The 26,280-nt window shown below is 40.3% G+C and carries 26 protein-coding genes; 14 read left to right on the forward strand and 12 right to left on the reverse strand.

Going from position 1 to position 26,280, the window contains the following annotated elements; genetic code table 11:
- Position 1 precedes the first annotated feature (1 nt).
- Positions 2-652: a lysoplasmalogenase gene (locus QUE03_RS05205; protein ID WP_286265810.1), complete on the reverse strand. Its 651-nt coding sequence runs from the start codon at positions 650-652 to the stop codon at positions 2-4.
- A gap of 137 nt (positions 653-789) precedes the next feature.
- On the opposite strand from QUE03_RS05205, the gene QUE03_RS05210 reads away from it, so the two are divergent.
- On the forward strand, positions 790-1,194 hold the full coding sequence (locus tag QUE03_RS05210; RefSeq protein ID WP_286265812.1) for a VOC family protein: 405 nt from the start codon (positions 790-792) through the stop codon (positions 1,192-1,194).
- A gap of 68 nt (positions 1,195-1,262) precedes the next feature.
- On the opposite strand, the gene QUE03_RS05215 is transcribed toward QUE03_RS05210, so the two are convergent.
- The 3 genes from QUE03_RS05215 to lolB form a co-directional block, all read right to left on the reverse strand.
- Positions 1,263-2,213, reverse strand: a complete 951-nt coding sequence (locus tag QUE03_RS05215) for a ribose-phosphate pyrophosphokinase (protein WP_286267763.1) — start codon at positions 2,211-2,213, stop codon at positions 1,263-1,265.
- A gap of 93 nt (positions 2,214-2,306) precedes the next feature.
- On the reverse strand, positions 2,307-3,179 hold the full coding sequence (gene ispE, locus QUE03_RS05220) for a 4-(cytidine 5'-diphospho)-2-C-methyl-D-erythritol kinase (protein ID WP_286265814.1): 873 nt from the start codon (positions 3,177-3,179) through the stop codon (positions 2,307-2,309).
- 5 nt (positions 3,180-3,184) lie between these two features.
- Positions 3,185-3,790 carry a lipoprotein insertase outer membrane protein LolB gene (gene lolB, locus QUE03_RS05225; protein ID WP_286265816.1) on the reverse strand — a complete coding sequence of 202 codons (606 nt, stop codon included), beginning with the start codon at positions 3,788-3,790 and terminating at the stop codon, positions 3,185-3,187.
- A 234-nt stretch (positions 3,791-4,024) separates the two neighbouring features.
- On the opposite strand from lolB, the gene hemA reads away from it, so the two are divergent.
- The 11 genes from hemA (at position 4,025) to QUE03_RS05280 (ending at position 14,718) form a co-directional block, all read left to right on the forward strand.
- A complete protein-coding gene (hemA, locus tag QUE03_RS05230; protein ID WP_286265819.1) occupies positions 4,025-5,293 on the forward strand; it encodes a glutamyl-tRNA reductase in 1,269 nt (422 codons plus the stop codon).
- A gap of 153 nt (positions 5,294-5,446) precedes the next feature.
- Entirely contained in the window at positions 5,447-6,535 is a 1,089-nt protein-coding gene (gene prfA, locus QUE03_RS05235) for a peptide chain release factor 1 (RefSeq protein ID WP_286265821.1), read from the forward strand.
- An 11-nt stretch (positions 6,536-6,546) separates the two neighbouring features.
- Complete coding sequence (gene prmC / locus QUE03_RS05240) at positions 6,547-7,407, forward strand: peptide chain release factor N(5)-glutamine methyltransferase (RefSeq protein WP_286265823.1); 861 nt, start codon at positions 6,547-6,549, stop codon at positions 7,405-7,407.
- A 94-nt stretch (positions 7,408-7,501) separates the two neighbouring features.
- Positions 7,502-7,864 (forward strand): SirB2 family protein, encoded by a 363-nt coding sequence (locus QUE03_RS05245; RefSeq protein WP_286265825.1) that lies wholly within the window; start codon positions 7,502-7,504, stop codon positions 7,862-7,864.
- A 163-nt stretch (positions 7,865-8,027) separates the two neighbouring features.
- Complete coding sequence (locus QUE03_RS05250) at positions 8,028-8,828, forward strand: tetratricopeptide repeat protein (RefSeq protein WP_286265827.1); 801 nt, start codon at positions 8,028-8,030, stop codon at positions 8,826-8,828.
- A 24-nt stretch (positions 8,829-8,852) separates the two neighbouring features.
- A complete protein-coding gene (locus tag QUE03_RS05255; protein WP_286265829.1) occupies positions 8,853-10,097 on the forward strand; it encodes a DUF819 family protein in 1,245 nt (414 codons plus the stop codon).
- A 9-nt stretch (positions 10,098-10,106) separates the two neighbouring features.
- Positions 10,107-10,952, forward strand: coding sequence for a 3-deoxy-8-phosphooctulonate synthase (gene kdsA, locus QUE03_RS05260; protein ID WP_286265833.1), 846 nt, complete (start codon positions 10,107-10,109; stop codon positions 10,950-10,952).
- Positions 10,953-11,085: 133 nt separating this feature from the next.
- Positions 11,086-11,208 carry a hypothetical protein gene (locus QUE03_RS05265; protein ID WP_286265834.1) on the forward strand — a complete coding sequence of 41 codons (123 nt, stop codon included), beginning with the start codon at positions 11,086-11,088 and terminating at the stop codon, positions 11,206-11,208.
- 228 nt (positions 11,209-11,436) lie between these two features.
- Complete coding sequence (apt, locus tag QUE03_RS05270; protein WP_286265836.1) at positions 11,437-11,982, forward strand: adenine phosphoribosyltransferase; 546 nt, start codon at positions 11,437-11,439, stop codon at positions 11,980-11,982.
- Positions 11,983-11,986: 4 nt separating this feature from the next.
- Positions 11,987-14,287 (forward strand): DNA polymerase III subunit gamma/tau, encoded by a 2,301-nt coding sequence (dnaX, locus tag QUE03_RS05275; RefSeq protein ID WP_286265838.1) that lies wholly within the window; start codon positions 11,987-11,989, stop codon positions 14,285-14,287.
- A gap of 104 nt (positions 14,288-14,391) precedes the next feature.
- The gene (locus tag QUE03_RS05280) at positions 14,392-14,718 is read left to right on the forward strand and encodes a YbaB/EbfC family nucleoid-associated protein (RefSeq protein WP_286265839.1); all 327 of its coding nucleotides are present in this window, start codon (positions 14,392-14,394) and stop codon (positions 14,716-14,718) included.
- 529 nt (positions 14,719-15,247) lie between these two features.
- Here QUE03_RS05280 and QUE03_RS05285 read toward each other — a convergent pair.
- Positions 15,248-15,973, reverse strand: a complete 726-nt coding sequence (locus QUE03_RS05285) for a substrate-binding periplasmic protein (protein ID WP_286265841.1) — start codon at positions 15,971-15,973, stop codon at positions 15,248-15,250.
- A gap of 45 nt (positions 15,974-16,018) precedes the next feature.
- Between QUE03_RS05285 and QUE03_RS05290 the strand changes: the two genes are divergently transcribed.
- Entirely contained in the window at positions 16,019-16,180 is a 162-nt protein-coding gene (locus QUE03_RS05290) for a hypothetical protein (RefSeq protein WP_286265843.1), read from the forward strand.
- A gap of 594 nt (positions 16,181-16,774) precedes the next feature.
- On the opposite strand, the gene QUE03_RS05295 is transcribed toward QUE03_RS05290, so the two are convergent.
- From QUE03_RS05295 to QUE03_RS05320, 6 genes are all read right to left on the reverse strand, one after another.
- Complete coding sequence (locus tag QUE03_RS05295; protein ID WP_286265845.1) at positions 16,775-17,974, reverse strand: OmpP1/FadL family transporter; 1,200 nt, start codon at positions 17,972-17,974, stop codon at positions 16,775-16,777.
- Positions 17,975-18,129: 155 nt separating this feature from the next.
- A complete protein-coding gene (locus tag QUE03_RS05300) occupies positions 18,130-19,938 on the reverse strand; it encodes an arylsulfatase (protein WP_286265847.1) in 1,809 nt (602 codons plus the stop codon).
- 316 nt (positions 19,939-20,254) lie between these two features.
- On the reverse strand, positions 20,255-20,671 hold the full coding sequence (locus QUE03_RS05305; RefSeq protein ID WP_286265849.1) for a hypothetical protein: 417 nt from the start codon (positions 20,669-20,671) through the stop codon (positions 20,255-20,257).
- A 40-nt stretch (positions 20,672-20,711) separates the two neighbouring features.
- Positions 20,712-21,533 carry an SDR family oxidoreductase gene (locus QUE03_RS05310; protein WP_286265852.1) on the reverse strand — a complete coding sequence of 274 codons (822 nt, stop codon included), beginning with the start codon at positions 21,531-21,533 and terminating at the stop codon, positions 20,712-20,714.
- A 42-nt stretch (positions 21,534-21,575) separates the two neighbouring features.
- Positions 21,576-22,367, reverse strand: coding sequence for a hypothetical protein (locus QUE03_RS05315; protein ID WP_286265854.1), 792 nt, complete (start codon positions 22,365-22,367; stop codon positions 21,576-21,578).
- A gap of 45 nt (positions 22,368-22,412) precedes the next feature.
- Positions 22,413-22,970, reverse strand: coding sequence for a DUF4136 domain-containing protein (locus QUE03_RS05320; protein WP_286265856.1), 558 nt, complete (start codon positions 22,968-22,970; stop codon positions 22,413-22,415).
- Positions 22,971-23,100: 130 nt separating this feature from the next.
- Between QUE03_RS05320 and QUE03_RS05325 the strand changes: the two genes are divergently transcribed.
- Positions 23,101-24,039: a LysR family transcriptional regulator gene (locus tag QUE03_RS05325; protein ID WP_286265858.1), complete on the forward strand. Its 939-nt coding sequence runs from the start codon at positions 23,101-23,103 to the stop codon at positions 24,037-24,039.
- A gap of 52 nt (positions 24,040-24,091) precedes the next feature.
- Here the strand turns inward: QUE03_RS05325 and QUE03_RS05330 are convergent, their stop codons facing one another.
- On the reverse strand, positions 24,092-26,167 hold the full coding sequence (locus QUE03_RS05330) for an ATP-dependent helicase (RefSeq protein ID WP_286265859.1): 2,076 nt from the start codon (positions 26,165-26,167) through the stop codon (positions 24,092-24,094).
- Between the last annotated feature and the right edge of the window lie 113 nt (positions 26,168-26,280).

Genomic DNA, 26,280 nt, shown 5'->3' on the forward strand with positions numbered 1-26,280 from the left:
CCTATGATTGCGTTTGCTTGATTGAGCTTTTCAATAACCCTCCGACAATTAAAAATTGCGCGGCGTAATAAGTAAACATTACAATATGGCTTGAAAACGGTAATGGCGTCTTAAATAGGCTAAGTGCTAGCGCTGAATCAGAGGCAACAAAAAACAAGGCACCAAAAGTCACCCATGAATGTAAGCCAGAGCTTAAAGCTGTTATCCCCATAAGAGTGATCACCGTCAAATAGGCTGAGACTGGAATCAGCATGTCGCTAGTACTAGGTAAAACATATGTCGCCATGGCAAGTGAATATAAAATAAGTAGGCCGATAACTATTTTAGAATTCAACGGAACGGCTGTTTTGTGCCTGAAATGAAAAAAACAAAATGCATAAGTGACTTGAGCAATAAAAAATGCGCCAAGACCAAAGATAAAACTATTTTCAATGGGTAATGCCAACATCACATCGCCAATGCCAGAAGCGATAACAGCCGCTGCTACAATTAGTCTTAATTGTCCTTTGGCGTAAAGTAATGTTGTTGCCAGCAGAATGATAATGGGTAGCACTTTGACGCCAAACTGCAACGAATAAGGGGCAAACCCTAAAGAGAGTATGTACACGCCGGCTGTTATGAAAAATCCCAGGCTAAATTTGTTGTCTAACATAGTGACTCGCTTTTTTATTTTTATGATTTTATCTATGTGTTTTGTAACGTTTTTATACCATTATCATACATCAATTAGTACTTTTAGCTGCACCTTTTATACAATGCCTGAATATAACGAAAGAAGAGCATAAATTTATGAATAATGAGCTACGGGGAATCAGTGGTATTAACCTATTGGTTAATGATTACCAACAAGCATTAGATTTCTATTGCAAGCAACTTGGGTTTATCGAACTCGAACATAGTGATTTGGGAGATGGTAATAAATGGATCAAATTGAACGCGTCGGCAGAGCAACCTCTAGTTGGCCTCATTTTGTCAAAAGCAAAGACTGATGAGGAGAAGCAACTTGTTGGAAAACAAGCAGGGGAAGGTGTATTGATGATATTACAAACTGCTAACTTTGATATCAGTTATCGGCGCTTGAAAGAAAATGGCATAAACTTCATTGAACAGCCAAGAAATGAGCCGTATGGCAAGGTGGCTATTTTTAAAGATCTGTACGGCAATAAATGGGATTTAATTGAACCGGCATTTTAATTTGCTAGAGCAATAAAAAAACGGAGCTTATTGCTCCGTTTTACTGCTCATGTTTTAAAGGTTAAAGGTTAACCTTCATCAAACATCGCTGAAATTGACTCTTCGTTACTGACGCGACGAATAGCTTCAGACAACATACCGCTAAGGGTTAGTTGACGAACATTTTTCAATTTCTTTAATTCTGGAGACAATGGAATTGAGTCAGTTACAATCACTTCGTCAATCACAGAATCTTTTAAGTTTTGAACTGCATTGCCAGATAATACTGGGTGAGTCGCATACGCATACACGTTTTTCGCACCGTGATCTTTCAGTGCAGCCGCAGCTTTTGCTAACGTACCACCCGTGTCAATCATGTCATCAACAATGATACAGTCACGACCTTCAACATCACCAATAATATGCATAACTTGAGCAACATTTGCTTTAGGGCGACGTTTGTCGATGATAGCTAAGTCAGCATCATCTAATAACTTCGCTACAGCGCGAGCACGTACTACACCACCAATATCAGGTGATACAACTACAGGGTTTTCTAAGTTCTTCTCTAACATATCTTCTAAAAGAATAGGCGTACCAAATACGTTATCTACTGGTACATCGAAGAAACCTTGAATTTGCTCAGCATGTAAGTCAACTGTTAATACACGGTCAACACCTACACTAGAAAGGAAATCAGCAACAACCTTTGCGGTAATAGGAACACGAGCACTACGTACACGACGGTCTTGACGTGCGTAACCGAAGTAAGGCATTACTGCGGTAATACGACCGGCAGAAGCGCGGCGTAACGCGTCAACCATGACGATAAGTTCCATTAAGTTGTTGTTAGTTGGCGCGCAAGTTGATTGGATGATAAATACATCGGCACCACGAACGTTTTCAGTGATTTCAACACTGATTTCGCCATCGCTAAAACTACCTACTTTTGCTTCACCTAAACCAATATATAGTCGGTCAGCAATTTTTTTAGCCAGTTCAGGGGTGGCGTTTCCCGCAAAAATCTTCATGTCAGGCACTGTCAGTTCCTCAGAAACTTGTGACATTAAAAATACACGCTGTTATATGTTACATATATAACAGCAGATTATTTCAATTTTGCCAGCCAAAGTTTATAAATTATTTACAATGGCGTGCACAGGCGATTGATTTAAGCCTTTAGCCACAAACGATGTTACCTCTTTTGGAAGTAAAGACTGTAAGTGACGCGCCTCTTTTTCAGAGCCAAAACGTGTAAATATGCACGCCCCAGTCCCCGTCATTCGAGACGGCGCGTATTCTACCAACCAAGCCAGTAAGTTGGCAACCTCAGGATAGTGTTTAATTACCATTACTTCACAATCGTTATGCGAATGTTCGACATCTAAATTTACAAGTGAAATTTTAGGTGTGCTTCTCGGTAAGTCTTTTGATTTAAAGACTTCAGCGGTGGGTATACTACAGTTAGGCTTGCTAACTAAGTACCAATATTCAATTGGATTCGCTGGTAACAACTTTTCACCAACGCCATCGGCGAAAGCGGCAAACCCTTCAACAAAAATAGGCACGTCAGCACCGAGAGATAAACCGATGTCGGCCAGCTCTTGTATACTTAAATTTACAGACCAAAGCTTATTCAACGCTAATAAAATCGTTGCGGCATTTGAAGAGCCGCCACCCAGTCCTCCCCCCATTGGCAGGATTTTTTTTATGGCTATTTTTACGCCTAATTGATTGTTTTTTAGCTTGAATAGCAGCCGAGCAGCTTTGTAAATTAAATTGTCTTCTGTCGCAACTCCTTCGACCGGATTAAGTAATGTAATTTGATTGTCGTTACTAAGCTCTATGGCTATTTCATCTCCGTAGTCCAAAAACTGGAACAAGGTTTGTAATTCGTGATATCCGTCTTCACGTTGAGCATTAATATGCAGAAATAAATTTAATTTTGCCGGTGATGGCAAAATAAATTGTGTAAAGTTGTTATCCGTTGATTGAGTAGCAGGCACTGAAGTTAAAATTCCCAACGATTAATAGCGAGCTTGATGGTTAGTTGATCTTGTTTGATGGTCATCTTAGTGGCGAGTTGATGACCTTTGATTGTTTTGTATTGCTGGTAGCGAACAGTCCATGCTTGATTGTCATATTCACTGGATAGTATAACAGGCAAATTTTGTTCATTAGTTTCGATACTATCTGAAGGTAAAAAAGGAATGCCTTTGATCCAATATTGTATCGCTTTAGTTGGTAACGTGAACCCCGTCAGTCGCCAGACAAGCAGTTCGAGATCATCCCCTTGATAACTTTCACCGTCAACCTCTATGGTAGTGAGCTCATTTTCTTGTTCAAGCGAAAGCACATTAATGCCGAGGTAGGTTGTCATTCTTAGAGATTGTTGTTGTGCTTCTTGGTCGACAGACCAATGAAGGTTAGCGCTCTCTCTCTTATCTGTTTGAATAAATGCAATTTTTCCAGCAATACGCCATTGGCTTAGCGTTTTAAGTGTTTGTTCACGTGAATCCGTATTGGTCAAAACATTCGGCTGTTTAATGGCATGTTGATTCACGCAGCCCGTCAATAATTGCAAACTTATGAGCAGGAAAAGTAAAAAGTATCTCATTTGACATTTTAATGTGAAGTTATACTGCTATTTGACCATAGCTTGCTAGTCACTTTCAATCATCGGATTTATTGCGTAAAATTAGCTTCATATTTGTTGTTCCTTCTAGAATGTGTGCAATTTGTACCATTTAAATAACAAATACTTATTTTTGATCAAATATTGTAACGCCCATTTCGGGGCTAATTATGTCAAAATAGTGGCGTAAAATATTTAAAGGCTAATTTCATACGTATGTCCATAATTGCTGTTGGTATTAATCATAAAACTGCACCTGTCGCTGTTCGGGAAAAAATTTCATTTAACCCCGATCAGCTGAATCACGCATTACAGGAATTGTTGTCAGAAGTTCAATGCCAAGAAGCCGCTATTTTATCTACGTGTAATCGTACTGAATTGTATTTGGTACAAGACGCCCAAATTGAACAAACCAAGCAACGTATTATTGGTTGGTTAGAAAACTACCATCACGTTCCTGCAAGCCATATATCACCTAGCCTTTACTGGCATACTGATCAACAAGCGGTCAATCATATGATGCGTGTTGCCTGTGGCCTTGATTCCTTAGTGCTAGGTGAGCCTCAAATTCTAGGTCAAATGAAACAAGCATACAGTCAAGCGAAAGCAGCTGGTTCAATGGCTTTGGTTATGGATCGCTTGTTTCAAAGAACTTTTGGCGTTGCAAAGCAGGTACGCACCGATACCGAAATAGGCGAAAGTGCTGTTTCTGTTGCATTTGCAGCGGTAAACTTAGCTAAACATATTTTTGCTAGTCTTGAAAAAGCTCGAGTATTATTGGTGGGAGCCGGTGAAACCATCGAGCTAGTTGCTAAGCATCTATACGACAATAAAGTCGGTAAGATCACTGTGGCCAATCGCACAATTTCTCGTGCGGAAAATATGGCGTCACAAATTGGTGCTGAAGTTATTACATTAGCGCAAATTCCGGAACATTTAAGTCAAGCCGATATCGTGATCAGTTCAACAGGCTCTACCTTACCGATTATCGGGAAAGGAATGGTTGAAAATGCGTTATCCAAGCGTAAACACCAACCGATCTTTATGGTGGATTTGGCTGTACCTCGTGATATTGAAGAACAAGTCAGCGATTTAGAAGATGTTTTCTTGTATACCGTTGACGACCTTCAAAGCATCATTGCGCAGAATATCGAAAGTCGACGAAAAGCAGCTGTACAAGCTGAAGGTATTGTTAATAAGCAATCTAATGGTTTTATGTCATGGCTGCGAGGCTTAAATACCCAAGATGCGGTATTGAGCTATCGTCAACAATGTATGTCGGAGCGTGATGTACTGATAGAAAAAGCATTGTCACAATTAAGTAATAACAAAAATCCTGAAGCGGTAGTGGCAGAGCTGGCGACTAAGCTGACTAATAAACTAATGCATGCGCCAACAAGTGCGTTGCAATCTGCTGCTCAAGGCGGCGAATTGGATAAACTGATTTATCTACGCGATATATTTTCTATCGATAAGCCCAAATAAGCTAAACGTGGCTTAACAAATACCGCTAAAATCGAGCTAAGCTTATATAACTTTGGCTCAAACAAACAAAATCCTAAGAAATCGTATCAAGTTGATTAAAAAATTAGTCGATTTGGTATATCATTGCGCCGAATTAAAATTAAGAACACTCCTATGAAACAATCTGTATATAGTAAACTTGAAGGCTTAGTTGAACGTTTTGAAGAAGTGCAGGCGCTATTATCTGATCCTGACACTATTGCCGATCAAGAGAAATTTAGGGCCTTATCTAAAGAGTTTTCACAACTTGAAGGTACTGTCAAAGCATTTAAAGACTTCCAGGGCGCAGAAGATGACTTTGCGATGGCAGAGGAAATGCTTAAAGATGACGATCCTGACATGCGCGAAATGGCGCAAGAAGAATATAAAGAAGCTAAAAAATCCATAGAAACGCTAGAAAGTGAGTTGCAAATTCTTTTACTTCCTCGTGATCCGAACGACGACAATAACTGTTTTGTTGAAATTCGTGCCGGTGCAGGTGGTGATGAAGCGGCTATTTTTGCTGGCGATCTGTTTCGTATGTACAGCCGATATGCTGAAAAGCAAGGCTGGAAAGTTGAATTGATGAATTCAAATGAAAGTGAACAAGGTGGTTTTAAAGAAATCGTTGCTAAATTCATTGGTGAAAGTGTTTACGGACAAATGAAGTTTGAATCAGGTGGGCACAGAGTGCAACGTGTACCTGAAACAGAGTCCCAAGGGCGCGTACATACTTCGGCTTGTACCGTAGTGGTGATGCCTGAAATTCCGGAATCCGATGCCATTGAAATTAATAAGGCTGACTTAAAAGTTGATACCTTCCGCGCATCTGGTGCAGGTGGTCAGCACGTTAACAAAACAGATTCTGCTATTCGTATTACCCATATCCCAACGGGTGTGGTGGTTGAGTGTCAAGACCAACGCTCGCAGCATAAAAATCGTGCACAAGCAATGTCAGTACTGCAAGCAAGGTTGCAGCAAGCAGAAGATGATAAGCGTCGTAGCGAAGAAGAATCTTCAAGACGTAGCTTAGTGGCCAGCGGCGATCGTAGTGAACGAATTCGTACATACAATTATCCACAAGGTCGCATGACAGATCATCGTATTAATTTAACCTTATATCGCTTAAATGAAGTGATAGAAGGAAATTTACAATTAGTGATGGAACCTATCCTACAAGAAAATCAAGCGGACTTGCTTGCTTCATTAGCTGAACAAAGCTAATAGGAGTTTTCGTGTCTCGCGGTACCATTAAAGACGTTATCGAATCAGCCAGCATATTGCTGGCTGATTGCTCTGACAGCGCGAAATTAGACGCACAGGTTTTATTGGCGCATGTCCTTGATAAAGATCTAACTTATCTAATTACTTGGTCAGATAAATCGGTGTCTTCCCAAGTACTGCAGCATTTTGATGTTTTGCTGGAGAGACGCCAGCAAGGTGAGCCGGTTGCCTATATTGTTGGGCATAAAGAATTTTGGTCGCTACCATTGGCAGTTGCTCCTTCAACTTTGATCCCAAGGCCTGATACTGAAACGTTGGTTGAGCTAGTGCTTGAACATGTTGAAGGTGACAACATCAAGCTACTTGATTTAGGCACTGGTACTGGTGCAATAGCGCTGGCCTTAGCCAGTGAAAACCCAAGTTGGCATGTGAGCGCAGTAGATTTCAATCAAGAAGCCGTTAAGTTAGCACAAACGAATGTGCAGCAACTTGGCTTTACTAATGTTAGCGTGTTGGCCAGTAATTGGTTTAGTAATATTGCGCCCTTACAGTGCTTTGATGTTATTGTTAGCAATCCTCCTTATATTGATGCACAAGATATTCATTTATCTGAAGGTGATGTTAGGTTTGAACCGCATACTGCACTGGTAGCTGGCAATAAAGGCTTGGCAGATATAGAGCATATTATTGAACAAAGTCGTTATTTTTTATGTGATGACGGACGTCTATATATTGAACATGGATTTGAACAAGGGGCTGCAGTTCGACAATTTTTTACGGTGTTGGGTTATGAAAACGCAACAACCGTTAAAGACTTAGGTGGTAATGATCGAATAACTTGGGCATTATTTTCTAGTCAAAGTGATAAATAATATTTACACAATAAATTAGAGAGAGTTGGTAATCGAATTATTAAGAGTCAGTTACTAATGAACATCAAAATAATAAAAATCAAATAGGAAAACTATGAAACATTTACATATGACATTGGCTGTACTGAGCGTTGCATTATTCATTCTTCGCTTTGCCTGGACGGTGATGGAATCGCAAATGATACAAAAAAAATGGGTTAAAATCTCACCTCATGTCATTGATACCTTTTTGTTTATTGTTGGTATTACTATGGCGGTCAAATTAGCGATAAACCCGATGGAACAAATGTGGTTAGCGGAAAAATTGATAGCGATAGTGGCCTATATTTTTACGGGTTACTATGCTCTTAAACTGGCGCGTAATCGCATGATGCAAATTTTTGGCTTTTTGGGCGCGATGGGATGGGTCATGGTTGTTTTCAGAATCGCCGCCACAAAACAAACGTTCTTTTTCTGATCTATTTTACTGATATATAGTTAAGTAGGTTGATAGAGGTCAACCTACTTAAAAATCGTTATGCTAATTACTGGTAAATTAAAAATTAGCCTTTAAATTGTCGTAATCGTCCCCATATCATCTGCTTTGATTTTACATTTCATTTGTTTCTTACGTAGTATTTATGACCGAATTGTTGTTATCCGAAATTTCTGAATCCCAAGATGACTTGTTACGTACTTTTTCTTTGATCGAAGAGTTTATCTTTGATGATTCAAGTCGTATAAAAGATCTACTTGAGCCCGTGATCGCAAACTGCCAAGAGCAACTTGCTGAATATGAAGATCAGTTTGAGCAAGCAGAGCACTTAATTAATACCTTGTATGTCGATCATTTGTTTTTGGACAATGAGCGAAAAAAATGGCCAAGCCTGTCGTTTCAACTTGCCTCTGCATTTGAAAATCGCATGATGTTTCCGATATTAAAAGCTGCAATTATCCAACATATCGCAACAGAATGTGGTTTTGAATCTGATCTTGTATTTGTTCCAGAGAAAACCATGGTGCGATTAGTATGTAACGAAAGTTACGCGATTATTTTTGATCCCCTAAGTGGGGAGTCGTTAAACTTTCACGAGTTAGATACGCGAATGGAGGAATTATCGGCGGCGCCAGAGCAATACCATTTAGCCCCAATGGACGTCAATATCCTTGTTGTTGAGTACTTAACAGCGTGCAAAAATGCGCTGATTGGCGAAGAGAATTTCAATACGGCACTAAGGTGTGTCGATTTACTCGTCTCTTTGCGACCAGAAGATCCGTTAGAGCGAAGAGATCGAGGATTTTTGCTTCATCAACTTGATTGCTTTAAAGTGGCTTGCGATGATTACCGGTTCTTTGTTGAGCAATGTCCAGAAGATCCGGCTGCACAACTGTTAAAAATTCAATTAGACAATATAAAAATAACAAACACAGTTATTCATTAAATAATTACAACAAGCGGAAATACAATGACTCATACTCCACTTATTACCAACGATGCAACAATAATGGGCTTTTTAGCCATTATGCTCGGATTGGTTTTTTATACAGCCCATTGCAATATTAGGTTTTGGCAAAAATTTTACAGTGTCGTCCCAGCGGTACTGATCTGTTATTTTCTTCCTTCACTACTAAATACTTTCGGTGTGGTAAATGGTGAAGAATCCCAACTATATTACGTTGCTTCTCGCTACTTACTGCCCGCCTGTTTGGTGTTATTGACCATTAGCGTTGATTTAAAAGCCATTGCGCGACTAGGCAGCAAAGCAGTCATTCTCTTTTTTACAGGTACCCTCGGTATTGTAATTGGTGGCCCTATCGCCTTGTTGATCGTATCTAGTTTTGCACCTGAATTATTAGGTGTTAGTGGCCCTGAAGCCGTTTGGCGCGGCATGACAACTGTTGCTGGTAGTTGGATTGGTGGTAGCGCCAACCAAGCGGCTATGAAAGAGATTTATGGCGCTGGCGATCAAATATTCTCAGCGATGGTCACTGTTGACGTTATTGTGGCGAATCTATGGATGGCTGTATTGTTAGTGATGGCGGCTAAAGCCAACAAAATTGATGAGAAAACTGGCGCAGATACCACCGCGATTACTGCGCTAAAAGAACGTGTTGAAAACTTTCATGCAAAACATGGCCGTATCGCGAGCTTATCAGATATCATGATCATTCTTGCCGTAGGGCTTGGAGTGACAGGATTTGCACATTTATTTGCTGATAACGTTACACCATATTTTATTGAGAACTTCCCAGGTTTAGATAAATTCAGTTTCCACAGTAAGTTTTTCTGGATGATCATTTTTGCTAGCACTGTCGGGATTGCGCTTTCGTTTACCCGCGCAAGAGAGCTTGAAGGTGTTGGTGCTTCGAAAGTGGGTTCGGCGTTTTTGTACATTCTAATTGCAACAATTGGTATGAAGATGGATGTGCGTATGATTGCGGATGCACCTGTATACTTCATTATTGGTGCCGTGTGGATGATGATTCATGCTGCCCTTATGCTGTTCGTCGCTAAAATGATCAAAGCACCACTGTTTTACATGGCTGTCGGTAGTCAGGCTAACGTGGGTGGCGCAGCCTCTGCGCCAGTTGTAGCATCCGCCTTTCATCCGTCATTAGCGCCGGTAGGGGTTCTACTAGCAGTACTAGGCTATACTGTCGGAACCTATATGGCGTGGTTGTGTGGTCAAATTTTACAAGCTGTAGGTTAAGGATAATAAATGAAAATTAATACGGTAAATGTCTCTGGAATTGACGTTGATAACAGCAAACCCTTTGTGTTGTTTGGTGGTATGAATGTGCTTGAATCGCGTGATTTAGCAATGAAAATTGCAGAGCAATACGTTGAGGTGACAACAAAGTTAAATATTCCTTATGTGTTCAAAGCCTCTTTTGATAAGGCAAATCGTTCTTCGGTAAACTCTTATCGTGGTCCTGGTCTTGATGAAGGCTTGAAGATATTTGAAGAGATAAAATCAACCTTTAATGTGCCTATCATCACTGATGTTCACGAACCTTATCAAGCACAGCCAGTGGCAGATGTAGTTGATGTGATTCAATTGCCTGCCTTTTTAGCGCGTCAAACAGACTTGGTTGTTGCTATGGCAAAAACTGATGCAGTGATTAACGTGAAGAAACCTCAATTTTTGGCGGCACACGAAATGCGCCATATCATCACCAAGTTCGGTGAAGCTGGAAACGATAAGATACTCTTGTGTGAACGTGGTAGCTGCTATGGCTACAATAACTTAGTAGTAGATATGTTGGCCATGGAAGAGATGAAAGGGTTTGCACCGGTAATATTTGATGCAACTCATGCATTGCAAAAGCCCGGTGGTCGTAGTGACTCTGCAGACGGTCGTCGTGCCCAAGCTGCGCAATTGGCAAGAAGCGGTATGGCGCTAGGTATTGCTGGGCTCTTTATTGAAGCACACCCTAACCCTAATGAAGCCAAGTGTGATGGGCCTTGCGCATTGCCATTAGACAAGCTTGAACCTTATTTAGCTCAAATGAAAGCAGTGGATGACTTAGTTAAAAGTTTTGAGCCGCTTAATACTTCTGACTAATCAATTTGTTAAGTGTTATTGTTTAGATTAATTTACAGGGATTCATTGATCTAGATCAAGTTTCTCTGTTCAAATTAGTGTCCTTACTCTATAATTCGCGCCTGATTCTATTTTTAACTTCGGAAGTCATTACATGTCAGGTCACGAAAATTTCTCAGAGAAAACCTCTAAACGTCATTTATTCATTGCCACAGCAGCCATGCTTGCGTTCCCATTGCTACCAATGCTTATGGGTTGGTATTCAATAATGGCGTAACACTTCGCTGTTAAAAATAATCAAAAAATGCCGCAACTTGCGGCATTTTTTTTTGGCTGAAAAAATAATACTAATATCGGATTTACATATTTAAATCCAATCAAGACATCAACCAGTGGGTTGAACCAATCAAATATCCAAATGACTGAAAATAGTGGCAGGAAATCGCTATAAAATTACTTCGTTTTGCATTATTCTTTAGGTATTAAAGTTTATGAATAAAATGAAATGACTGAAAAAGATATTCTTACCCTAAAAGCTGCAATCCACACCATTAAAGACTACCCAAAAGCAGGCATACTGTTTCGCGATGTTACGGGAATTTTAGATGATGCAGAGGCATTCAAACTTACCATCAAACTGTTAAAAGAAAAGTTCTCTGGTCAAGGATTCACTAAAGTAGTGGGTACTGAAGCACGTGGTTTCTTATTTGGTGCACCGCTTGCCGTTGAAATGGGCTTAGGATTTGTACCTGTAAGAAAGCCTGGTAAATTGCCAAGAGCAACGTTTGCCCAAGATTACGAGCTTGAGTACGGTACAGACACGTTAGAGATTCACCAAGATGCGCTAACATCAGCTGACAAGGTGTTAATTATTGATGATTTACTGGCAACTGGTGGCACTATTGAAGCAACTACGAAGTTGATCAGAAAATTGGGTGCAACGGCAACCGCAGCTGCATTCGTCATTTCTTTACCTGATTTAGGTGGCGAGGCAAAATTAGCTAAGTTAGACCTCGATGTAACCTCTCTTTTACAATACGAAGGCGATTAGTCTTTTGAGTTATCAAGTTTTAGCAAGAAAGTGGCGCCCTAAGAATTTTAGGGAGCTGATGGGGCAAGAGCATGTCGTTACGATACTTGCCAATGCCCTTGCACAAAATAGACTGCATCACGCCTATTTATTTACTGGTACGCGCGGCGTGGGTAAAACTACTATCGCCCGTATTTTTGCTAAAAGCTTGAACTGTATTGAAGGCGTTAGCGCAGAGCCCTGTGGTAAATGTGACGTATGTGAAGACATTGATCATGGCAACTTTGTTGATTTGCTTGAAATTGATGCTGCCTCACGCACGAAAGTTGATGACACGCGTGAAATTCTTGAAAATGTACAATACGCACCTTCGCGTGGTCGCTTTAAAGTTTACTTAATTGACGAAGTGCATATGCTCTCTCGCAGCAGTTTTAATGCGTTGCTTAAAACGCTAGAAGAGCCGCCTGAACATGTTAAATTTATTTTGGCGACAACAGATCCGCAAAAATTACCAATCACGGTACTTTCACGTTGCTTACAGTTTCACTTAAAAGCGCTAACGGTTAATCAAATCGAACGTAAATTGAAAGAAATTCTAGTGGCTGAATCGGTCGATGTTGATGCTGGATCATTAACGTTGCTCGCTAAGGCGGCGCGCGGCAGTATGCGTGATAGTTTAAGTTTAACTGATCAAGCCATCGCGCAAGGTCAGGGGAATATCCAGCTGAGCAATGTGCAGCAAATGCTGGGCGGTATTGATCAGAATTGGCCGTTTAAAATTCTGATCGCATTAATTAAGCATGATGCTGAACAACTGATGGTGTTGTCTCAAGAGATTGCGAGTTATGCACCAAATTACGGACGATTATTTGCTGAGCTGATTCAATTATTGCATCAAGTGGCAATGCATCAGGTGGTAGCACATGACTTTAACCTGTCGAATGAACATTTGGCATTATTGAAAAAATTTGCACAAGCTATGTCCGCTGAAGATATTCAGCTTTATTATCAAATTGCGTTAAATGGTAGAAAAGATTTACCTTATGCGGGTGACGAACAAGCAGCATTTGATATGACGCTATTGAGGTTATTGGCGTTCAAGCCTGTTGCTCATGCAAATGAGTTACCAAAAAATGATGCAGCTAGGTTAAATGATACATCAACTCAACTTGCCGCCGTATCGTTTGATGATGTGGTGCTTGATGAATCAAACGTTACCATAGATGCGCCTATCGTTAATGATAAAGTGTCATCGCCTCAAACAGCACCTCAGCTAGAGTCTACTGATAATGCAAATAGCATTGTCATAGCACAAGATGAGGAAGAGAGCAGTGAAGCCTATTTAGAGCAAAAATTGGCGGCTGAAATGTTGTCAATTGAGCAAGATGCTGAAAACATGCACTCAGCCTTGATAGCAAGTACACAAACAACGGCAGAACTGGCAACAAACGAAAATAACTCTGCTGCGAGTGTACAGCAGAATCAAGCGGAAAACATCGACGTAGAAGACGAGCCATTAGCGGGTCCTACTGAGGATATTCAAGCAGAACCAGACTTTTTTGACTCAACTCCTGTTGAGGAACAGCCACAAGCCAATGATGAACATTCATCAGTAGTGGAGACTAATAGCAATCAAAATACAGTTACTGCTGTGACATCTTATAATGCTGAGCCTAATACTCAACCAGCTGCTCCAGTTGTCGATGAGCCAGTGCCAACGATTAATTCACCCATTGGTGATGTGCTCAAGCAACGGAATCTATTACGAAGTCGTAAAAAACAGCAGGAAAACTCCGGAAAAAAGTCTAGTGACGCGGATAAGCGTCAACCAACAGTAGCTGAACTACAACAAGAAAAAGCGAAGGATGTTCCTAATATTGAAACCATTCCGGAGCAACCTTTTGCACCGGAAAATATTGACCCGGCTGAAATAAAAAAAGCAAATCAAGTTGATAAATGGGCCAACATGATTGATGCCATGGCATTAAATGGTCGCCTTAGGCAACTCGCCATTCAAGCGACCATTGACCCTGAGTCGAATGATGATTTATTAATATTATGTTTGAACCAGAAAACCAAGCATCTTAAAACTGAAAATGCGCATCAACAGTTGCAAGAATTTGTATCTCATTATTTTGCTCGCACGATGCAAGTGGAAATAAATATTGTTGAACAAACAGTAGATGACCCTTATCAAATTCAGACGCACATCAATGACAAACGTTATGAATATGCAAAACAAGTCTTGAAAGATGATGAAATTGTTCAACAAATGGAATCAAAGTTTCAAGCTGAACTAGATGAAAGTACTGTTGTTGCGAAATAGACAGTAACAAATTAGCCGCGAGCTGTGTGATTATGGCGTATGTAGCACTTGAATTATCACTCAATAAGCACTATCTTTGGCACAAAATTGAATAGAGGAATACTATGATGAAAGGCGGTATGGGCAACTTGATGAAACAAGCCCAACAAATGCAAGCAAAAATGCAAAAAGCACAGGAAGAAATTGCCAATATGGAAGTGACCGGTGAAGCTGGTGCTGGCATGGTTAAAGTGACTATGACAGGCTCTCACAGCGTACGTCGTGTTGAAATTGACGAAAGTTTAATGGAAGACGACAAAGACATGATTGAAGATCTTGTTGCTGCTGCGTTTAATGATGCGGTACGTCGTATTGAAGAAACCAATAAAGAAAAAATGGGCGCACTAACTGGCGGTATGCAATTACCTCCAGGGATGAAAATGCCATTTTAACGCTTACAGTATTTAATATTACCTAGTGTTCATTTAACGTTAGTAACTGGTAAATACAAAGCAAAAATAACGAAAGCTCAAGTTGTTTAACTTGGGCTTTTTTATTGTTTGAGAGAAACTTTAACGGGGTTTCTAGAGAAGCCGCTGGTTATTGAATTGTGTTCGACACAGCCAAGTTCAACAATGATTTGAAGTTTTGACCTTCAATCCATTGATCCTATGGAATAGTATTCGTCCGTTAAACAAACTCCTAAATAGGCTAGCTAAGCGCTAGCCTTATTGCTGTAGAAAAAATATGCCTTTTAGGAGATTAATAGGCCTAGAAGTTAGTCATGATGTTGAACCTCAAAACTCAGGTGTTATCAATAAATTTTTCGCTGTTCTTGCTTATCTTGCAGTAAAATATAGGTATTTTAAACGGTCTGTAAAGTCAGCGATTATTATTTCTATACATGAAAAGCAGAGATGTTGAGTCATTTAGCTAACGTAAATGCTGGGGACCTCGTTGCTACTGTTAACGAAATTTATATCATTCCTTAACCTTAGTTGTTGATAAAAAGTCCCCTCGCTTAAATGCAGATTTAACGGTATTAATGATCTCATCTTGGCTAAGGTTGAGCTTGTGTTTTTTGCTAAAACCAAAGTATGTTTCTTTGGCTCTTACATCATCTAAGGATATTGATGATACTTTCAAGTTAGCTTTAGCAATGTCGGTTAAATTCAAATCAAGCAAGTCCGGATTCGACATGATGAGGTCAATTCGTTCTTTTAATAAGAGTGAAATGCCGGCTCTTTCATTTTGAATTGCTATTTTATTTAACGTCGTATCGTTATCAAATTTTGCAAAGTACGTAGCCCCTCTAGGAACGCCAATCAACTTACCTTTGAAATCACTGTAAGTGTTAATTGTAATGTCTTTTTTTGTAATAACAGATAGTTTATCGGCCAATTTAAATGGCGCATAAAATGCAAATTTCTCGCGCTTCTCGGTAATGTTTAAGCCTGCGATGACATCAACACCGCCAGATTTTAGTAACGCTACACATCGTGCGAAATTAGGTGATTGGATATAGGTTAGTCGCATGTTTAGTTGTTGAGCAAGAACTTTTAATGCCGAGATATGTGTTCCGTGAGGCACTTCGCCTAAGTACTGATAGGGTGGGTGGTCGTCTATACATGCGACAATTCCTTTTTCGTTCGCGTATGTGCTCGCTATTAAGAAAAAAGAAAGACAGGCTACAATGATTTTAAACATGATGAGCTCAAGATAGCCAAAACCATGTGCGCTGTAAACAGAAATATGAACCTTGCAGGTATTCGAGCACAAATAGACTATAAGAAGCGCAAAGGCAGTTATGGCCATAAGCCTTCAGTTGTTGCTGATAACCAAATGAAATGGCAATTCGATGTTGGGTGGCAGATATTACGAATGTCGACATTCATCAAGGCCTTTTGTACTTAGCTGTGGTGACCAATTTCTTCTCTCGCCAAGTTATTGGCTGGTCGATGCAATCAATGATGCATACAGACTTCGTAGTAAATGCATGACTTGCAGCGGTATAGCGGGGCAAAACTGAGCAAACTGTTATTGTGCATGCAGATCTAGGGAGTCAATTTACAGATTATGATTGGCAATGCTTTACAGGCGAGCATAATTTGTCACTGAGTATGAGCCGCAAAGGGAACTGCCATGATAGTGCTGTTGCAAAAGGCGTTTTCCAGTTACTCAAACGTGAATGTATTAAACGGTGAAAGTACTTAAATTGAGAAAAAGCGAAAGAAGATATATTCGATTACATCGAAATGTCTAACAACAGTAACGACAGCATCGTTATTTAAATAATCAGCCTTCGGCTGACTACGATAAAGCCTATTTTATGAACCACGAAAATGTCTAGGTTAGTCCGGTCGATTCAGTTTTGTGAATAATCATTATTTAGCATATACCTCAAAACTTAAGGCATGAAAATGCCATTCTAGTTATAACACCTATAAAGAATAGCGCCTTAAGGCGCTATTCTTTTATTTAAACTTGTAGAAAACGAAGGATTATCTACTAAAAAGTAAAATTAACGCCAAAGAAATGAATTTGGCCTTCAAATCCGCCATAGATTTGGGTATATGCTTTACCTGTACGATCAATCTCTACGGTACCTAAATCAGCATATTCGTAGAAGACGTCAACAACCGTATCATGCCATTTGGTTTTTGCGCCTAGTGAGTAGCGATATGATTCACCAACAGGGAAGTCAACCCATTGCTTTGTCGGATCGTCTTGTGGTGCTGTCTCATAAGCAAAGCCGGCTTTAAGTGTCCAGTTTTGATTTAACAAGTACTCTGCGCCAATAGCATACTTCCATGTATCCTCCCACTCGCGATTAATAGATTGAGGAGCCCCCTCTAGACTATTTAGTTTGTCATGATAAACAGGGGTTTCTGGATATTCACTCCAGCGATGAAGTTGAATTGATGACAGCAAGCTTAGCGTTGGTGTTACGGCTAATCGACCGCTGATGTCGATAATTGATGGTGTGATTAACTCAGTACCCACAATAGATTCGATAGGGGGATCCATTAATGAAGTAACTGACATATCAGAAAATTCATGGACAACTTTTGAGCGGTAACTTAGGCCTAAAGCCCAGTGCTCTTCTTGGTACATTAGACCAGCAGTATAACCATAGGAAAAATCATCGCCCTCATCGATTTCTATACCTGTGGTACTGACTTCTAATATCGCATAACTTATTTGTCCGCCAAATCCAATGGAGAGTTTGTCACTGACTTTGTAACTCATATTGGGGTTTACTTGCAGGATACTCATGTTGGCTTTGACTAAATGATTCGCACCATCCCACTGTGTACCGTAATCAATAGATGAACCGCCGGTTCCGCCGATATTTATACCAAGATGTAAGTTATCAGTCACCTGTCGGGCATAAAACACACCTAATGCCGGCATAACTGTTTGAGCATCTGTATCCCCTGTTGGGGTGTAATCGGGTAACTCTCCTTTAGTGCCGTAATCTTCGTAATCCATTTGTAAGTCCAAAAACATGGCGTTAATCGTAAACTTGTCTTCGCCCATATAGGACATGGTTGCAGGGTTTATCCAGCTAGCAGCAGCTGATTCGGTATAAACTCCATCTCCGGCACCAACGGTTCCAGCATTTGCTGTTGCGGCTTCTTGTAGCAAAAGCCCACTCGCATTCGCATAGTTTGCACATAAAAATAGTGCAATTATTGATTTCTTCATGACGTGTCTATCTCCTACGATAGGGAAATGTAATCTGTTCAACAAAAATTTAAAGTTAAAAAGAAAGGTATATTGGAACACCAATGTGATCTGTGCTGCTTCACTAAGTCAGGATAAAAATTGACTCAGCGAAGCGCGTTATATGTGATGTTGCTTTAAGCGAAAAGCCCTTTGAACCACGCGTAAACTGTTACAGTCCAGTAAATAAAGAAGTTATCTTGCATACTGTTTTTAACGAGCTGAATTCGAGGGTCGTAACCTTTTGGCACCTCGATAACACCGTTATCTTGAACATATTGTGCGTAATCGTTTGCAAGTTCTTCAATTAGCTCTGGCTTTTTAGATGCTAAGTTGTTTGCTTCCGCCGGATCAGTCTTAATGTTGTAAAGCTCCCATTCGCCATTTCCTTTAGGTGGGATATTTCTAACTGCTTTATAGTCCCCGTAGAATACAGCGCTACTTCCAGCTAGTTCATAACCAACTTTGGCATCCTTTGGGTGAACAGTGGCTGATTTACCAGTCATTAATGACCACATGCTTACGCCGTCAGGTTTATGCATGTTGGGCAATTTAGCGTAGGTTTCGTCTATATCGATATTTGCTACGTCAAGTAATGTCGGTACAACGTCTTTAATGAAACCAAACTCAGCAGAGCGTTGTGCTTTAATATGGTCAGGGAAATACGCGATCATGGGTGAGCGAATGCCTCCTTCCGAAGAGAATGTCTTCCAGAAGCTACCAGGTGTGTTACTTGCTGACGCCCATCCTGGTCCGTATTGTACGAATGAACCATTTTGTCCCATTTCAGAGTACCCAGCGCTGTAGTCATCAATGAAAGTGTACTGATAGTTGTCTTCATACCAAGAGGTATACAGGCCAATATCAGGCAATTCTGTAGGATCACCACCATTATCGGACATAAAGATGATCATAGTATTATCTGCTTCACCGATGGATTCTAAATACTTCATTAAGCGACCAATGTTTACGTCCATGTTGTCAACCATACCTGCGTATGTTTGCATTTTGTGAGCGCTAAACTGCTTTTCTTCTTCTGATAAGCTATCCCAATCAAGGATTTCGAAAATATCGTTGTCCATATTTTCACGTAAGCCGACGTTTTTACCGACAATTCCAAGCTCTTTTTGCTTAGCTAGACGTTTCGCCTTTAAAGCATCCCAACCTTGATCGTAAACACCGTCATATTTGTCGATATATTGCTTTGGCGCTTGTACTGGTGAGTGAACAGCCTGATATGCAACATAGGCAAAAAATGGCTTACCTGAATCTTTGTTGGAATCAATATAGCTGATCATTTTCTCGGTATAATAATCTGTTGAAAAGTACTCGCCGTCTTTTGGCAAATCAGCGGGTTTGCCATCTTCAAAATAATGTACTTGTTTGTACATCGGCGCGTAGGTCTTATTTACGTAATTATCTGCGCCACTTTCCATCAATGTAAAGTCACGCTCAAAACCACGGTCTGCCGGCAGATAGCCTGCTTTTTTGCCTAAGTGCCACTTGCCTACCATGTAAGTGTGGTAACCGGACCCTTTTAATATGGTCGGTAAGCTCACAACATTGTGGTTTAATTTGCCTTCATATCCAGGCTTACCAAATTGATTGTCTGCTTGGATTTCAAGCATGTTACCAAGACCAGCTAAATGATTGTCAACACCACTCATTAACATGGTACGCGTAGGAGAACACGCTGCACCAACGTGAAAGTTAGTCATTTGTAAACCGTTGGCAGCCAGCTCACTTAATACCGGCGTATCAATTTCACTGCCAAATGGAGCGATATCACTGTAGCCCATATCATCCGCAAGTATCACGATAATATTTGGCCGTTTTTTAGCTTGCATATCTGCATTGTTTGGCAGAATTTCTGTGCTATTTGCAAATGCATTGGCATTGACCCAAACCAGAAGTCCTAATGCCGTGAATAAAGTTGATTTTTTCATATCGATTACTTCAATTAGTTGATTAAAAAAGGGTGATTTACATCAGTTCAGTACAATGAGGTTATTTTAAATTTGTCATTCCATGCCTACAAGTGATGTATATTTATAGGGTGTATAACTGTTAGGAATGTTACGGCTTGCATTATTGAGCAATGAGAAAGGTAGGATGAAGGGGGATCTAAAATTGATGACTTATTAACATGTAAGCAGAGTAATATATCGACACTTTTAAGAGAAAAAGCCCAAGTTGTTCAACTTGAGCGTTTGATTCACACCAATGAAAAGGGGATGAGGCCTTCTAACTTAACTTTCAGGATTAAAGCGTATTTGCGGATTCTTTCTTGATCTTATATTGCTCAAACCAATACCCTAGTGTATATGTGCAAATAGTGATATCTGTAATGGCGAAGGGGACAAACCATTCGTTTAACCAAGCTGTTTCAGGTGAAAAGGCATTACTAGTATATAAATAAACCATAAAAAGCTTTTCTAAAAATGAATACAGCACAATGGATTGTTGCCAACTAGGTACAAAAGCCGATGCAGCGATGAAAAAGCCCATTAAGCCAACCATGATGCCCCAATGGCGAATTATAAATAAATATCGCTCATCGTATGCCAAATTGTTCATATCCATGAGTGCCCACTCTGGCCAAAACGCATAAATGGCGGCGTACATAGTGACTAATCCACCGATGACTAAAAATGGTTTAAGATACTTTGTAAAAAACATACTTATTACTCCTAATGATAAATAATTGTTTTGATTATCGTTATTTAGAACGCTTCACCAAATAACTTACGATATTGCCCATACACTTTTCACCGAACAGCCACTGTATAAAATAAATTAACTTACCGTCTATTGTTGACCGATAACTTAGCTTTGGCTTGTTGGTAAAGCCTGCTGTAATCAGTGTATTTACTGTAGATGTAGTATCTGAACCTTTGTTGTAGGAATCTTTTAGCCAATCATGGTTTTTAATGACTGCCGCTTTATACGCCGGTAACTGGTTACTCGCTTGCATATCTTTTAATTGCATTTCCGGCAGTTCAGTATCGACACAGCCGGGCTCTACGGTAGCAACTTGAATATTAAACTGTGCGACTTCTTGTGCTAAGCCTTTCACCATGCCATTTAATGCATGTTTGCTGGCGCTATACCAAGAATTCATGCCGGTCGACGCTCTTCCAGCAATTGAGGTCGTGAAAATTAGGCGGCCGTTATTTTGTTCCCGCATATGTGGTAATACCGCTCTCACTACGCGAGCTGCACCATAAACATTGGTATCAAATTGTTGATGCACTTTTTCAACGGGAGTTTCTTCAACTGGACCTGCAATTGCGTAGCCAGCATTTAAGTAGACAATATCGAGATGTCCCGCTTCTTTGATTATAGCGTTGATTACTCTGTTTACGTTTTCATTATTTCGTACATCTAATCTGTAGGTCGACGCTCCGAGGAAACGTATGTCATCCATGTTATCAATCCGGCGTGCACCACAATAAACATTGTGCCCCTCTAGGATTAGCTTTTTTGCTAGCGCTTTCCCAATACCAGAAGAGGCGCCAGTAATTAAAATATTTTTTTTCATATTAGTTTCTACCTATGAGCAGCACAACAAAGAGATAAACACTTAGCTCAGAGTGATTGGTGTTGCTGCTGTTAATTTAAATTCCAGCAAGGTACCAGCAGGGATGTTGATGGCGTTGCCAGAGCTTAACATTGATAGGCCCAGTCCAGCTTTAGCTGCATTTTCAGCACCTTTAGAGCCATTTGCTAGGCCACCAATTGCCGCGAGTCGGGCTGTTCGGCCTATAGACTGTTTCGTTGTGCTATCAGAGACCACATTAATTGCACTGGATTGGATTTCAACGAGCGTATGATTTAACTTTAAATGCGTAAATCTAATATCCATTGCTGCATTTCCCGCTAGGCGATGAGATTGCTTTGCTGCTTGAATTTGGCCATAGACGGGCGTGCCAGCAGGAATAATTACCTGATCATCTATTTCAATATTGGCATCAAGCTTGGTAACAAACTTGTGTCCCGTTGTATGTTTATTAGAATCTATGGTTGTGAGAGTTTTAACCAATAATCCAGTGCCTGCTGGTAGCGTTGTTTGCTTGCCGCTATTGGATTGCTTGTCCGTGTCAATTTGGTTATTAAGGGACTCTGCTTTTGCTGTATGATCTGGCGTAGTGCTAGCACTTTGATTGCTTGCACTAAAGGCAACACTTGCAACCTTGACACGTTCGATTGCTAGTTGCTGCCCGGCAATTTCAAATGTAAGAGTAGAGGTATTCAGTGATATCACGTGGCCCTCCAATTGTTGGCCGTCCTTAAACTGCAATGTATCGGCCATGCTATGACCTGAAAGCAGGGCGCTGCAACACAAAATACCGATAATGGAAGTAAGTTGTTTCATTTTTAAGCCTTATTTTAATCGTGGGCATTGCAGCCCACGGAGTCACTACAATGATGATGGACGTTCTTGAAACATGGTACTGACCAAATCAGTGATCGCATTTTCACGTTCTTCAATTGTTTGATAATGTTTTAAAGGCTTTGTTAAGGTACTTCTCCACATTGATTCATTTGAATCTCGATCGATAATATCGACAACAAATGTGCCTTCTGTATAACTTTTCGCGCTAATATTGCTTACCCCATAACCATAACGATATGCAGGGGTAACTCTAGCTGCATAAGCATAATGTGGTGTGTGCCCATGTGAATTAATTTTTACTTTGTCTTCGGTTGCAACAAAGTAGCTGATTAGTATGTCGGCACTGTCAACATCTGCTTCTTCATATCCCGTGGCAATAAGCTCTTGAGTCATAGCTTTGTTCATTCGGCGACGATCTATATCACTTAGCATGATATTAGGATTTTGTTGGTCACCTATTACGTAAAATGTTTTTACTGAGGCAAAGTCAAACTCAGGCTCGACATCGGTTTTAGGTGTGTAGGTTGTTGAACAACCTGATAGAACCAATACACAGATGATGAAGTTCATGATATTTTTCATTTTGATCTCCTGTTGCAAATAAATGCTTAAATAATTGTTTACGAGCATTATATTAAGTAGCTAATAAAATAACCTCAAATGATGTATAGTTATCATATTCATAACTGAGTGGAATGTTGGTGACAAAGCTATGCATAATTTAGAACAGAAGCTAGCACGAATAGATTTGAACCTTTTGGTAGCGTTAAGTGTAATACTAAAAGAGGGCAGCATAACCAAGGCCGCACAGACCTTGTTTGTGACTCAGCCGGCGATGAGTAAAACGCTACAACGGCTACGCGATCTTTTTGATGATCCGCTGTTTTATCGGACACCAAATGGAATGGCACCGACAGCCAAAGCAAAAGAAGTTGAAAAACGTTTACCGAAAATTTTAGCTGAGATTGAGCATCTATTTAGCACACAAGAGTTTAATCCTGCCATGTGCGAGCAAACATTTTCGGTGTCTGTTCCTTCTGTGTTGTGTCATGCAATATGGCTGCCACTACTTGCTCGGTTAGAGTGTGTCGCCCCTCATGTTTGTTTGATTGACTTACCTAGTGACGCTGATCCCATCAGTGCATTGGAAAAGGGCAGATATGACTTTGCTGTTCATATTGTAAAACCACAAAGTGGGCAATGCCATTACACTTCGTTAGGGACCATTCGACCTCACGTTTATGCGAGAAAATCACATCCTTTGGCGCAATCAATTTCGAAAAATAAATTAGAGGACTTGGAGCGCTTCAAGTTTGTTGATTATCAAGTAGGTCCTACTGAGAGTAAGAGTTTTGAAAACCCGATCGAAAAATTTAATCGCGTACTTAATTTCAAGCCAACCGTCGTATATAAAAGCAGCCAGTTGAGTTTGTTGACCGAGCTTTTAGCGAATAATGATTACCTATTTATTTCACCTAGTTTAATGATGAACAGTCCAGACTTTTCAGATAAATTTGTTTCGGTATTAGAGATCGATATTGCAGAACACTACTTGTATGAGTTAGTGCTGCTTGAAGGGCCACACATTGCGCACGGCCAAGCGGAGCAATGGATGAAGAATGAATTAATCAACAGCATAAGCATTAAGTAGTTCCAGTAAAAATAGTGGCAATTAACGCATAGTTTTGTGTGCTGATTTAGCTTTAAGCGCTTTCATTCCACATCCCTAATACTGTTTTTCGAATATCGGTTAACGCTGTTTTTGCTGTCGCTTTCTCTTTTTCCTCATGGTGCCTTTTGGGATAATAAGTATGCGTAAGCAAGTTAGCGAGCTTATCGGTGATAAATCGGCTTTTACCGCCATAAACATGCTTGTCTCCCCAGTTTTGTTGCTCAGGTACCCAGTACTTCATCGGTTGCAGCAAATGCAGTTCATCTTTGGCGCGCGTAATAGCGACGTTGAGTAAGCGCCGTTCTTCTTCAATACTACGCTTATCACCTACGGCATATTCGTTAGGAAAATTACCGTCTGCAACGTTGAGAATATGCACATTTTGCCACTCCTGTCCTTTGGCGCTGTGTACCGTTGAAAGGATGAGAAAGTCATCATCAATCAACGGAGAACCGGCCAAATCGCCTGATGCCTGAGGTGGATCTAAAGTGAGCTCGGTTAAAAACCGCTCTCGTGATGGAAACTGTTGGGAGATTTGGATCAGTTGTTCGATATCACCCCAACGGACAAAATGATCTTCATAGTTCAATTCCATTAGGCCTTTATAGACATTCGCAACGAGATTAACTTGATCTGACCACTTCACTGCATCGTCATGAATTGAGAAGAGCGCATTGACCAAATTGTCAAAGTGCTTTTTCGCACATTCAGGTACAGTATATTGAGCGAGTGCGCGGAGGTTATATTGATGTATGCTCAGATGATGAATAATTTTTTCTGCTGTTTTAGGGCCTATACTGGGCAATAATTTTAACAGTCTAAACGCTGATATTTTATGTTTGGGATTATCAGCCCATCGTAAAATTGACAGTAAATCTTTCACATGAGCCGCCTCAAGAAACTTTAAGCCACCATGTTTAACATAAGGGATGTTTCGACGCGTTAGCTCTAATTCTAAGCGATCGCTGTGATAACTCGACCGAAAAAGAACCGCTTGTTTTTTTAATTCAATACCACGTTCACGCGCAGCCAGGATTTGTTCAATTATATATTCAGCTTGTTTCGCATCATCCTCTACGGTGACTAATTTGGGTTTTGTGCCCGTTTTTTTATCGCTGTATAGCTCTATTTTGTAGCCTTCATGCCCTTCACTTAGCAATGCATTGGATAAATCTAAAATATGTTGGTGTGAACGATAATTTTTTTTAAGCGATATTATTTTGGCGGGTGGCGTGAATTGAGATGGAAAGTCTAAAATATTATCCACAGTTGCCGAGCGAAATCCATAAATAGATTGTGCGTCATCACCAACTACCGTTAACCCGCGCCCAGTAGGGAAAAATCCGGTGAGTATGCCAGATTGTAATACATTGGTGTCTTGATATTCATCGACTAATATAAAATCAAATTGCTCTCGCACTTGATTGGCTATCTCAGTGACTTGTGCCATGTAATAGCAATAAAGTAGAAGATCATCATAATCCAAACAAAGCTGCTCGCTTTTTGCGTTCGCATAGTTCGCAAACAGGGTAGTCAGCTCGTTAGCCCAGTCATTGCAGTAGGGAAAGTGGTTTTCTAATACATCTTCAACCTTGCTTTGACTGTTAACGCAACGCGAATAGATATCAAGACATGTTTTTTTCTTTGGAAAGCGTTTATGGGTTTGGCTAAACCCTAATTCATGCCTAAGCATATCAATCATATCGGCCGAGTCATTTCTATCCATTATGGTAAAATCACTTTCTATGCCAATGCTGGTTGCATGTTCTCGCAATAAACGAGCGGCAATAGAGTGAAAGGTGCCCATCCAATTAATTTTGATCGGTTGATATACTGCATTTTTTGCTCTTAAATGTTGCTCAACAATACGATTGGCACGAGAAGATAGCTCTGCTGCTGCTCTTCTAGCAAATGTCATCAAAAGTATTCTTTCAGGCGCTGCGCCATCTATGATCAGCTTTGCTGTTTTATGGGCAAGGGTATTAGTTTTTCCAGTACCAGCACCGGCAATAACAAGTAGGGGGGCAGCAGTAGAGGAGTGATCTAAGTTGATGCCATAGTTAACCGCATCCGTTTGCTCGGCGTTTAACTCAATTGTATCTAGCATGATGTCTACCTTGGAAAGAAAGCTTGGCATAATATAACTGAAAAGCTAATGACTGTATATCTGTACAGTTTTTCTTTTGTGCTTAGTTTTCCCTTGGTTCAATTCCAATAATT

It is taken from the genome of Thalassotalea atypica (assembly GCF_030295975.1).
Taxonomy (GTDB): Bacteria; Pseudomonadota; Gammaproteobacteria; order Enterobacterales; family Alteromonadaceae; genus Thalassotalea_F; species Thalassotalea_F atypica.